The 11552-nt window shown below is 65.0% G+C and carries 8 protein-coding genes; 6 read left to right on the forward strand and 2 right to left on the reverse strand.

All coding sequences use genetic code 11. The annotated features are described in order from the left end of the window. Position 1 precedes the first annotated feature (1 nt). From A39O_RS0116100 to A39O_RS0116110, 3 genes are all read left to right on the forward strand, one after another. Entirely contained in the window at positions 2–295 is a 294-nt protein-coding gene (locus A39O_RS0116100; RefSeq protein WP_020505696.1) for an RnfH family protein, read from the forward strand. A 595-nt stretch (positions 296–890) separates the two neighbouring features. Next, a complete protein-coding gene (gene nifJ, locus A39O_RS0116105; protein WP_026199462.1) occupies positions 891–4502 on the forward strand; it encodes a pyruvate:ferredoxin (flavodoxin) oxidoreductase in 3612 nt (1203 codons plus the stop codon). An 88-nt stretch (positions 4503–4590) separates the two neighbouring features. Continuing rightward, a complete protein-coding gene (locus A39O_RS0116110; RefSeq protein WP_020505698.1) occupies positions 4591–5607 on the forward strand; it encodes a dihydroorotate dehydrogenase-like protein in 1017 nt (338 codons plus the stop codon). A 418-nt stretch (positions 5608–6025) separates the two neighbouring features. Here the strand turns inward: A39O_RS0116110 and A39O_RS41755 are convergent, their stop codons facing one another. Then, positions 6026–6232 (reverse strand): hypothetical protein, encoded by a 207-nt coding sequence (locus A39O_RS41755; protein ID WP_020505699.1) that lies wholly within the window; start codon positions 6230–6232, stop codon positions 6026–6028. A gap of 3 nt (positions 6233–6235) precedes the next feature. Here A39O_RS41755 and A39O_RS0116120 point away from each other — a divergent pair, with 3 nt between their 5' ends. The 3 genes from A39O_RS0116120 to A39O_RS0116130 are packed head-to-tail and all read left to right on the forward strand — an operon-like array spanning position 6236 to position 9260. Next, positions 6236–7177 (forward strand): HlyD family secretion protein, encoded by a 942-nt coding sequence (locus A39O_RS0116120; RefSeq protein WP_020505700.1) that lies wholly within the window; start codon positions 6236–6238, stop codon positions 7175–7177. Next, the gene (locus A39O_RS0116125; protein ID WP_020505701.1) at positions 7174–8100 is read left to right on the forward strand and encodes an ABC transporter ATP-binding protein; all 927 of its coding nucleotides are present in this window, start codon (positions 7174–7176) and stop codon (positions 8098–8100) included. The genes A39O_RS0116120 and A39O_RS0116125 overlap by 4 nt, the downstream gene beginning before the upstream one ends. Further along, positions 8097–9260: an ABC transporter permease gene (locus tag A39O_RS0116130; RefSeq protein ID WP_020505702.1), complete on the forward strand. Its 1164-nt coding sequence runs from the start codon at positions 8097–8099 to the stop codon at positions 9258–9260. The genes A39O_RS0116125 and A39O_RS0116130 overlap by 4 nt, the downstream gene beginning before the upstream one ends. Before the next feature lie 207 nt (positions 9261–9467). On the opposite strand, the gene A39O_RS40875 is transcribed toward A39O_RS0116130, so the two are convergent. After that, positions 9468–9845, reverse strand: a complete 378-nt coding sequence (locus tag A39O_RS40875) for a hypothetical protein (protein WP_020505703.1) — start codon at positions 9843–9845, stop codon at positions 9468–9470. Between the last annotated feature and the right edge of the window lie 1707 nt (positions 9846–11552).

Raw genomic sequence — 11552 nt, forward strand, 5'->3', positions numbered from 1 at the left:
AATGAAAATCGGAATTGCCTATGCCCTGCTGAAACGCCAGGCCTGGCTGACGGTCGAGGTCCCCGAGGGCAGCAGCATTCGGGAGGCCATCGATCGCTCGGGCATCCTCGCGCAGTTTCCCGAGATCGACCTGACCCAACAGAAGGTCGGCATCTTCGGCAAAGTGACCGCCCTGGATACCAAGCTGGAGGAAGGCGACCGGGTCGAAATCTATCGCCCACTCACGGCGGACCCCAAGGCCGCGAAGGCCCGCATGAAGGCCGACGACGGGAAGGGGGAGCCCGCGAGCTCCTGACACTGGTGGCGAACTCTCCCGACCGCGGAGTCTGGAAAGAACCGATCTCACGCCAAGTCGCCAAGCACGCCAAGAAGAGCGCAATGCTGCGGTCACCCCAGTCACTCCGCGAGCGCCTCCGGTTTAGCTATCGCCTGAAGACCCTTGGCGTCTTGGCGCCTTGGCGTGAGACATTCCGGGTCTGAGCCAAGCCGGTGCGGCGGATGCGCCCGCGTGGGGGCAATTCCCCACCAGTGTCCGTTCCTGAGCGTGCTGTCGGTTGATCCGCGACCACGTTACTAGGGCGATCTGCGCCCCGCCGCGCCGACAAGCGCATGACTCCTTCAGCTTGCTGGGGCCTGTAGTTCCATCATCGATTGTTGCAATATCTACTATGACGCCAGGCAGCGACCTGCGCTAGACTACGCGCGCGCCCGAGGGTGCGCGGTGAATGTTTGGGCTGCGCGCCGTCGTTTTCAACCACGAGCCTCAGACCCGCTGTTTTTCGCTGTAACGAGCGGCCAATGGCGGCTGAACGCGTTCGTCAGGTCAAACGCGAGCGTCACGGCGCAGCCGCGTCGCCGGCATAATTCCACTTACCACCCGAGACAGATCGATGCCCCAACAGCCTATGGTCACCCTCGACGGCAACGAAGCAGCGGCCTACATCGCCCATATGACCAGTGAGGTCATCGCCATCTACCCCATCACCCCATCCTCCAGCATGGGCGAGTGGTCGGATGAATGGTCCTCCCAGGGCGTCACCAACCTTTGGGGTACTATCCCTGAAATCATGGAGATGCAGAGTGAGGCTGGTGCCGCCGGCGCCATCCACGGGGCCCTGCAGTCGGGTTCGCTGGCGACGACCTTCACCTGCTCCCAGGGTCTGCTGCTGATGATCCCGAACATGTACAAGATCGCCGGCGAGCTCTCGCCGGTGGTCCTGCATGTGGCCGCCCGAGCACTCGCGGCCCAAGGCCTGTCGATCTTCGGCGACCACCAGGACGTGATGGCCGTCCGGTCCACCGGTTTCGCGATGCTCTGCTCGGCCTCGGTGCAGGAAGTGATGGACTTCGCCCTGATCGCCCATGCGGCGACGCTGGAATCACGGATACCTTTCGTGCATTTCTTCGACGGCTTCCGCACGTCTCATGAGGTCGCGAAGATCGATCGGGTTCCGGTCGACGTAGTCCGCGCCATGATCAATGACGACCTGGTGGCGGCCTGCCGCGCCCGCGCGCTCAATCCCGACCGGCCAATCCTGCGCGGCACCGCGCAGAACCCGGACGTCTGCTTTCAGGGTCGCGAGTCGGTCAACCTGCACTACCAGGCGTTGCCGGGGATCGTGCAGCGCACCATGGATCGCTTCGCCGAACTGACCGGCCGCCAATACGGGTTGTTCGAATATGTCGGCGCCCCGGATGCCGAGCGTGTCATCCTGCTGATGGGATCGAGCATCGGCGCCGCCGAAGAGACGGTGGACCATCTGGTCGCCCACGGCGAGCGGGTCGGTCTGATCAAGGTCCGCCTGTTCCGACCGATGGACGCCGACCTCCTGCTCGCCGCCCTGCCCGCGACCGCAACCCGCATCGGCGTGCTCGACCGCGCCAAGGAACCCGGTGCCGACGGCGAACCCATGTACAAGGACGTGGTAACGGCCCTGGCTCAGGCCTTTTCCGACGGCCGGCGCGCCACCATGCCGATCGTGGTCGGCGGGCGCTACGGACTGTCCTCCAAGGAATTCACCCCGGCCATGGTTAAGGGGGTGTTCGACGAACTGGCACTCGATCGCCCCCGCAATCATTTCACGGTCGGCATCATTGATGACCTGACCCATTCCAGCCTGCCCTGGGACCCGAGCTTCCGGCCTGACGCGGCCGCCGGCGTCACCGCCTGTGTCTTCTACGGCCTGGGCTCGGACGGCACCGTATCGGCGAACAAAAACTCAATCAAGATCATCGCCGAAGAAACACCCAACTACGGACAGGGCTACTTCGAGTACGACTCCAAGAAGGCCGGCGCGGTCACCATCAGTCACCTGCGCTTCGGCCCCAACCCGATCTCGAGCACCTACCTGGTCGGCATGGACGAGGCCAAGTTCGTCGCCTGCCATCAACCGAACTTCGTCACCCGTTACGATCTGCTCGAAAAAGCGCGCAAGGGCGGCGTCTTCCTGTTGAATTCGGCGACCCCGCCGGATCAGGTCTGGAACGATCTACCGCGCAAGCTGCAGCAGGCGATGATCGATAAGGACATCACCTTCTATGTCATCGATGCCTATGGGATTGCGGGCCAGACCGGCATGGGCCGGCGCATCAACACCATCATGCAGAACGCCTTCTTCGCCATCTCCGGCATCCTGCCCAAGGACGAGGCGATCGAGCACATCAAGACCGCGGTCAAGAAAACCTACGGCAAGAAGGGTCAGGCCCTGCTGGACCGCAACTACCAGGCGATCGATGCCGCGCTGGCCGGACTGCATCAGGTCAAGGTGCCGAGTCAGGTCAGCAGCACCTTCGACCGCCCGCCCGTGGTGCCGGCCGATGCTCCGGACTTCGTGCGGCGGGTTACCTCGGTCCTGCTCGCCGGTCATGGCAACGACCTGCCGGTCAGCCTGATGCCGGTCGACGGCACCTGGCCTACCGGGACCACCCGTTTCGAGAAGCGCAACCTCGCGCTGCAACTCCCGCAATGGGACGACGCGCTCTGTACCCAGTGCGGCAAGTGTCCGCTGGTTTGTCCGCATGCGGCCATCCGCTCCAAGGTCTATCCATCCGAGCTGCTGAGCGAGGCCCCCGCGGGTTTCCGGCATGCTCCAATGAAAGGCAAGGACTTCCCCGCCAATCATTCCATCAGCTACCAGATCGCCCCGGACGACTGTACCGGCTGCGGTCTGTGCGCCGAGGTTTGCCCCATCCGCGACCGGAAGGACCCCAACCACAAGGCCCTGAACATGGTCGAGGCGGCCGAACTCCATGCGGCCGAACAGCCCCACTGGGACTTTTTCCTGAGTCTGCCCGATTTCGACCGCGCGCAACTCGAACCCAGCAAGATCAAGCACGCGATGCTGATGCAGCCGCTGTTCGAGTTCTCCGGGGCCTGCGTGGGCTGCGGCGAGACGCCTTACATCAAGCTCGCGACCCAGTTGTTCGGTGATCGCATGCTGATCGCCAACGCCACCGGCTGCTCGTCCATCTATGGCGGTAACCTGCCGACCACGCCTTACACCACCAATGCCCAGGGACGCGGGCCGAGTTGGAACAACTCGTTGTTCGAGGACAATGCCGAGTTCGGCCTGGGGATTCGCCTGGGCGTCGACAAGCAGACTGTCCATGCCCGCGAACTGATCACCCGGCTGTCGAGCCAGATCGGCGAGGGACTGGTTCAAGGCTTGTTGACAGCCGATCAGACCACCGAGGCCGGGATCTTCGAGCAACGCGAACGGGTCGCGGCGCTCCGGGAGAAGCTCAAGGGCATGACGGGCATGGAGGCACGGACCCTGGAAAGCATCTGCGGTCAGTTGGTCAAGCGCAGCGTCTGGATCATCGGCGGCGACGGCTGGGCCTATGACATCGGCTACGGTGGCGTCGACCATGTGCTCTCCAGCGGGCGCAACGTCAACCTGCTGATCCTCGACACCGAGGTCTATTCCAACACCGGCGGTCAACGCTCCAAGTCCACGCCGATGGGCGCGGTTGCCAAGTTCGCCGCCGGCGGCAAGGCGAGCTTCAAGAAAGACCTGGCGATGATGGCCATGGCCTATGAGAACGTGTATGTCGCGTCGGTCGCTTTCGGTGCCAAGGACGTACAGACCGTGCGCGCCTTCCTCGAGGCCGAGTCCTATGACGGCCCCTCGGTACTCATCTGCTACGCGCCCTGTATCGCCCACGGGGTGGACCTGTCGCATAACCTGCGGCAGCAGGACATGGCCGTGAATTCGGGACACTGGGGACTGTTCCGCTACGATCCGCGGCGTGCCGCCCAGGGTGAGAATCCCTTGCTGATCGACTCCAAGGCGCCGAGCATCCCCTACCGCGAGTTCGTGTCCAGCGAGACCCGCTTCAGCGTGCTGACCCGCACCCACCCCGACGATGCCGAGCGCTATCTGCAACTCGCCCAGCAGCATGTGCAGACGCGCTTCGAAATGTACGAGCAGTTGGCCCACCTGGCGGTCAAAAAAGCCCCGACGCCCGCGCCTGTTGCTGCACCGGCACCGGCGGCGAAGTAATTGCGAGGAGCGGGCGGGGACCTTCCCCGCCCGCCCCCGCAGGCGGATCAGACCAACGCGCATTCACGAATCACCAACGGAGTCCCCCATGGATTTCACGACCGACTATCTGGGCCTCAAGCTGAAGAACCCCCTCGTGCCCTCGGCCTCGCCGCTCACCCGCAGCATCGGCATGGCGCGGCGGCTGGAAGACAGCGGGGCCGCGGCCATCATCATGGCGTCCCTGTTCGAAGAAGCGATCACCGCGGATACGGAAACCATGGTGCGTTTCCTGCACCATCAGGAGACCGGTTTCGCCGAGGCCGGCGGCGGCTTCATGCCGGCCCAAGACGATTTCGCCAGCGCTCTGGACCAGTACCTGGATACCGTCCGCAGGCTCAAAGAGTCCCTGTCGATCCCGGTCATCGCCAGCCTCAACGGCGTGACCCCCGGCGGCTGGATCAAGCACGCGGCCGACCTGCAGCAGGCCGGGGCGGACGCGCTGGAACTCAATGTCTATTATGTCGCGGGCGACATCAAACTGACCGGCGCCGAGGTCGAGGCGCGCTATCTGGAACTGCTGCGCGCCTTGCGCGGCCATATCCAGATCCCGATCAACATGAAGCTGTCACCGACCTTCAGCTCGGTCGGCAACCTGGTCACCCAACTGGCGGCAGCCGGTGCCAACGGGGTGTCCCTGTTCAACCGCTTCTATCAGCCGGACATCGACATCGACGGGCTGCGGCTGCAATCGACCCTGAGGCCCTCCACCTCGGCCGAGATCCAACTGGCGATGCGCTGGATCGCCATCCTCTACGGGCGGATCGACGGCCTGTCGCTGGGTGCCACCGGCGGTGTGCACAACGCCGAGGACGCCATCAAGCTGCTGCTCGCCGGCGCCGACGTGGTGCACCTGTGCAGTGTCCTGCTGGAGAAGGGACCGGCCCATGTCGCGCCTATCCTGGCAGGCATCGAGCACTGGATGGCGGAGCAAGGCTTTGAGTCGGTCGCCGATTTCCGCGGCCGGGTCAGTGCGCTGGCGGTCCCCAACCCGGCGCAATTCGAGCGTGCCAACTACATCAATGTGCTGGACAGCTATAGCGTCTCGGCGGGGGTGCGCGTCTGACCTGGGTGGCGCGGCCTTAGGCGATTTCCGGAACACCGGATACCACCCACCATCGGATGTAGGTGCGACTTCAGTCGCACCGACTCGGACGCGGGTGCGACTGAAGTCGCACCTACACTGACCGGTATCCAAATTCTCGGAAATCACCTTAGGCGTGGTCGCGGTCTTGGCACAAGACCGCGGCGGCCTCGATCAAGATTCCGGCCACTTGGGCTCGCCGGGTGCGTAGTCAGGCCATCCTGGCCTGACACCGTCAGGGCTGGAAGCCCTGACTACGCATGCCGCTGGCCGGGATTACGATCAAGGCCAGATTTCCGCCCCGGATCTCCCGCAAGTTCTACCTGCTCCTGCGCCATCGCCCAGGCCGGCCTAGAATTCGCTTCGCTTTCCGGCGTCGAGGCTACGTTGGAGGGCTTCTTTAATCGGCCTCTCGGCAGCGCGCGAGTTGCTCCGGCGAGTGCGGATAATCCAGGCCTGCGCTGATCAGCCCGAGGTCCTCGAAGATCGCCCTCAGACCCCACCCCCACGCTGCCCGACTCAGCGGCAAACGCGCTTGCCCGGTATCGCTCGCGCGGCTATGCTCCGGAGCCTCTCCGATCTCGGGTAGTTGAATTTCCTGGTCCATCGTATGCGTCGATTGACACTGATCGGGCTCGCGCTGCTGCTTGCCGGCTGCTCCGACACCAAGCCGGGGCTCGCGCTCGGCACCCTGGAGCGCGACCGCATCGCGCTCACCGCGACCGTCGCCGAGGTGATCGTCGCGCTGCCGGTGGCGGAGGGCACCCCGGTCACCGCGGGCACGGTACTGGTGCGGCTCGACGACCGACAGCAGCGCGCCGCGGTCGACCGTGCCAGGGCCGAGGCCGCGCAGGCCGAAGCCAGGCTGCTGCAGCTGCGCAATGGCCCGCGCACCCAGGACATCGCCGCCGCGCGCGCCCAAGTGGCCGGCCGCACGGCGGACCTGCGCGAGGCGGAGATCACCTACGATCGCAATCGCGCGCTGCTCGACCGCAAGGCCGTCAGTCAGGCTGATGTCGATCGCTATCTCGCCCTGCGCGACGCCGCCGCCGCGCGGCTCGACGAGGCAAAATTCCATCTCGACGAACTGCTGGCCGGCACCCGCCCCGAGGAGATCGCGGCGGCCCAGGCGGCGCTCGAGGCCGCACAGGCGCAATACGCCTACGAACAGGTGCTGCTGGCGGACCTGACGGTGGTCGCCACCCGCGACGGCTTGCTCGACAGCCTGCCATGGAACTTGGGCGAGCGCGTCGCGATCGGCAGCCCGCTCGCCATCCTGCTGGCCGGCAAGACCCCCTATGCGCGCGTCTATGTCCCCGAGCCCTATCGGGTCAAGATCACCAAGGGGACCCGACTCAAGGTTCATGTGGATGGCCTCGACCGGGTCTTCGAAGGCACCGTGCGTTGGATCAGCTCGGACCCGGCCTTCACCCCCTACTATGCCCTGAACGCGAGCGACCGCGCCCGCCTCATGTATCTGGCCCAGGTGGAGCTGCCCGACGACGCGGCCGAATTGCCCAATGGGGTCCCCGCCCAGGTGGAGATGCCGTGACCGAGCCGGTGATCGAGGTGCGCGGGCTGACCCGCACGTTCGGCGACCTGACCGCGGTCGCCGCCCTGGACCTGACCGTCGAGCCCCGGACCATCTACGGCTTTCTCGGCCCCAACGGCTCGGGCAAGACGACGACGGTGCGGATGCTCACCGGGCTCTTGACCCCCTCCGCGGGCCAGGTGCGGGTGCTGGGCCACGAACTCCCGCGCGATGCCGAGCGGCTCAAGCGCAGCATCGGCTACATGACCCAGAAGTTCTCGCTCTACGATGACCTGACCGTGGTGGAGAACCTGCGCTTCGTCAGCGCGGTCTATGGGCTGGGACGCCGCGCCGCCCGGCAACGCATCGAGGTCCTGCTGGCGACCTATGCCCTGGGCCCGCTGCGTGATCGCCGCGCCGGGCAGATGAGCGGCGGGCAGCGCCAGCGTCTCGCCCTGGCCGCGGCGACCGTCCACGAGCCGCCGCTGCTCTTCCTCGACGAGCCGACCTCGGCGGTCGATCCCCAGAACCGCCGCGACTTCTGGGAGCGGCTCTTCGATCTGGTGGACGCCGGGGCGACGATCCTGGTCTCGACCCACTACATGGACGAGGCCGAGCGCTGCCACCGGCTCGCCATCCTGAAAGACGGCCGCAAGTGTGCCGACGGCGCCCCGGCCGCGCTCATGGCGGCGATGGGCGCGCACGTGGTCGAGGTGGAGGGGTCGGACCTGCGCGCCTTGAAGGCGCAGCTCGCCGCACTGCCCGAGGTGGTCTCGGCGGCTCAGCTCGGCAGCCGGCTGCGCGTCCTGGTGCACGAGCGCATCCCCGATCCGGTGGCCTGGCTGCGCGCCCAACCGCTGAACCCCATGCCGACCCACCTGGAGTCGGTCCACCCGAGCCTGGAGGATGTCTTCGTGACCAGCACCGGGGACGCGCGCGCATGAACGGCCTGCTGCTCTCGCTGCGACGCATCCTGGTGATCCTGACCAAGGAGCTGACCCAACTGCGGCGCGACCGCACCACCTTCGGCATGGTGGTCATGATCCCGCTGATCCAACTCATGTTGTTCGGCTATGCGATCAATACCAATGTGCGCGACATCCCGGTCGCTCTGGTCGACCAGTCGAATACCGCCTTGAGCCAGGTGCTGGCGCAGACGGTCGAGGCGACGCAGGTGGTACGCTTCACCGCGCGCTACGCCGAGGTCTCCGAGGCCCAGGCGGCGATCAGCGCCGGGCAGGTGCGAGCCGCGCTGATCATCCCGAGCGATGTGAGCCAGCGGGTCGCGCGCAGCGCCAGCGTCAGCCCCCGGCTGGAGTCCCCGCCCGCGACCGACGAGCAGACCAGTCGCCCGGTCGCGCAATGGCTCGTCGATGGCTCGGATACCATGATCGCGGCGGCCATCAAGGGGCTGCGCGCGATGCCGCTGGCGGAGCTGCTGCGCCGGCCCGCCAACCGCATGACCCCGACCTTCGAGGTGGCGCTCTTCTTCAATCCGGAGAGCCGCACGGCGATCAACATCGTCCCGGGGCTCGTCGCCGTCATCCTCACCATGACCATGGTGATGTTCACCTCGGCGGCGATCGTGCGCGAGAGTGAGCGCGGCAACATGGAGATGTTGATCAACACCCCGGTGCGCCCGCTCGAACTGATGCTCGGCAAGATCATCCCCTACATCGGCATCGGCCTGGTGCAGACCGCCATCATCCTGCTGTTGGGCCATCTGGTCTTCGCGGTGCCGCTCGACGGCTCGCTTGGTGCGCTCGCGGTCACCACACTCGCCTTCATCGGCGCCAGCCTCGCGCTCGGCCTGGTGCTGTCGACCATTGCGACCAGCCAGCTACAGGCGATGCAGATGACCGTGTTCATCCTGCTGCCCTCGATCCTGCTGTCCGGCTTCATGTTCCCGTACGAGGGCATGCCGGTGCCGGCGCAATACATCGCCGAAATCCTGCCGGCGACCCATTTCATGCGGACGATCCGCGCCGTGGTGCTGCGCGGCGCCGGTTTGCACGAGGTCGCTTTCGACACCCTCTGGCTGGTCGGCTTCATGCTGGTCGGGCTGGTCGTTGCCTCGTTGCGGTTCAAGAAACGGCTGGATTGAACGGCTGCCGCCCCCGCCGCCACAGGCCCGCACCACCGCGATGGTGCGGACCGTGCGACTGCCAGGATAAGGGGACTGCCTAAGCGGATTGAGCCTCGCCCCTTTTCCGTTAAATTAGCGCCATTCGAGCCTGACCTTTTTTGCTTCTTCTTTTGCTCCTCTTGCTCTCGATTAGGCTGCTACCTGTTGTAAGAACCGATGCGCCGGTCAATGACACTTGGGGTGGGAGTGGATGTCGTCTGCGGCGATCACCTTGCCGTCTGCCATGGTGAGCTGGACACAAAGGTGACTGCGCGGATTGTAGAAGATGCCGTACTGCGTGTTGCCGCTCTCGATCGAATCGACATCTTTGAAGCCACGCTCAGCCATGGTGTCGATGGCGGCGATCGAATTCTTACCAGCAAGATCCTTGTAATGAGGGTCCGGTGTCGACTTCCCGTGACTCGATGCACCAAACCCTGCCTTCGCATTCTCTGCTTTCGTTTTGTTGACATCGCAGCCTTGCGCTTCGGTGACCTGCGTGCACCCTGACCGCTCCAGCTTCTTGGCGTATTCCTTATCGATGGCATGTGCATTAAAGCTCATTACCGAACAGGCTGCGACCATGCTTGCAAGTAGAAACGTAGACTTAGGCATCGTTTTGCTCACTTCGACAGATTGATGTGGACTCAACACAGAAAACCGCTACCCCGATCAGGGCAACACCACTGCGGGACGAAACCGAGGACAGACCAGGGTTCCCTGCTGAATTGAATCACTCGTAGCAACGACACAACCGCTCGGCATGCCCAGACACGCTCGCATCGTCGCCGCCGGCTACCCCTCGAGGGCCTTGATCGTCGTTCCGGCCGTAGGGTGGACAAGCGTTAGCGCAGTCCACCGAATCCCGCGCCGGCGCTGGTAGACTGCGCTGCGCTTGTCCACCCTACGATCTCGCGTAGCCGAAACCGTGATCAAGGCCCCCTCGATGGCCGCTTCCGCTCATCGGTTACTGCAGCCGACAACGACCTCATCGGCGCTAGGGCGAACTCAACCCGGTTCGAGCGCGCATGGTGCCCACCGCGGAAGAATATCCCTGGTCGAGCGACCGCTGCAATGCGCTCGGACTCACCGATCCCGTTGTCGCTGTGCACCCGCTTTATCGCGTTCGCACCTGATATCCAGACAGACCTTCGTGTAGGGGCGGGTTTAAAACCCNCCCCNACGTCCGGNTATCACGTCCGAAGGCTCTATCTGATGCTGGGGAAAGCGACGCGCGCGCTACCGCAGGCTGTTCGCCGACGCGATCCCTGAGCGCGAGATTGCGGCGCTGCGCGACGCGACCAACGGGGGACTTGCCTTGGGCAGCGCTCACTTCCAGCGGCAGATCGCCGCGATGGTTGGTCGGCGTACATGGCCCGAAAATCCGGGCGACCCAAAAAAAGAGCCCCCGGAGGCGACGCTCAAGTTTGGTTGTCACGGGCAGCGTCCTCTCGGCGTAGAGCCGTGTGTCGCTCTCGCGTTGCCTCCCGCCATCCGCAATGCTGCGCCCGCATGACCGGGTGTCAACGCGCGTATGGATGGCTCCGACGTCCAAGCACCACCACCCGTGTCCTTGCTCTTACACTTGTTCACGGGTGCCCGTCTCCCACGGACCGACACTTGGATCTCCCTGGTTACCGCGTATTCTCAATGTCAGGCTCGACACGGCCTCGGACCCCGGGGAGTACCAGCGCCGCTCGCCATCGCGCAGCGCCGATTGTTGCCTACCGGCGGGACAAAACCGTCGGCACTCACCAACCAAAACGTTCCGGGCTCAACACCTTCAAGGTCGGCTTCACCCGTTACCTTTGGACCTCGCCTGCTTATCTGGCCTACACATCGACGCGTCTGTTACCAGCCGCGCCGCAAGGCGCGATACTGGGCTCGTGGCGCACGATGATCCAGGCGGGACAAACTGCGCTCATTGCAGTTGCTGTCCCGCAAGCTCTTGACCAATGCAGCGGCGCTCCCGGCAGGTATAGTAGCTCGTGGTGTGCCCCTTATACTCATCGGTTGTGCGGCACAGCAGGTATTCCCCGCGGTTCGCCACGACCTCGGCCCCCACGGCAGAGACGGCGGCGTTCCCGGCCTTGTTGCGGGTGGCCGTCGTGCCGGCGGCGGCCTCCGACGTCACGGTCCCGGCGGTGCCGCTTGCCGCGGATGGGACNGCCTCGGACCCGCCTTTTCCCAATAGCTGATCGTACGAGCAGGCAGACAGCGCAAGGGTTAGCGCTGGCCGGATGTCCGGCGCTCCAGCAGGTCTTTTAGCCG

The organism is Lamprocystis purpurea DSM 4197, assembly GCF_000379525.1.
Lineage (GTDB): Bacteria > Pseudomonadota > Gammaproteobacteria > Chromatiales > Chromatiaceae > Thiodictyon > Thiodictyon purpureum.

Bases quoted from the DNA above. Each gene is read 5' to 3' on its own strand.
- A39O_RS0116100 (WP_020505696.1), top strand. From the start codon at position 2: ATGAAAATCGGAATTGCCTATGCCCTGCTGAAACGCCAGGCCTGGCTG.
- nifJ (WP_026199462.1), top strand. From the start codon at position 891: ATGCCCCAACAGCCTATGGTCACCCTCGACGGCAACGAAGCAGCGGCC.
- A39O_RS0116110 (WP_020505698.1), top strand. From the start codon at position 4,591: ATGGATTTCACGACCGACTATCTGGGCCTCAAGCTGAAGAACCCCCTC.
- A39O_RS41755 (WP_020505699.1), bottom strand. From the start codon at position 6,232: ATGGACCAGGAAATTCAACTACCCGAGATCGGAGAGGCTCCGGAGCAT.
- A39O_RS0116120 (WP_020505700.1), top strand. From the start codon at position 6,236: ATGCGTCGATTGACACTGATCGGGCTCGCGCTGCTGCTTGCCGGCTGC.
- A39O_RS0116130 (WP_020505702.1), top strand. From the start codon at position 8,097: ATGAACGGCCTGCTGCTCTCGCTGCGACGCATCCTGGTGATCCTGACC.
- A39O_RS40875 (WP_020505703.1), bottom strand. From the start codon at position 9,845: ATGAGCTTTAATGCACATGCCATCGATAAGGAATACGCCAAGAAGCTG.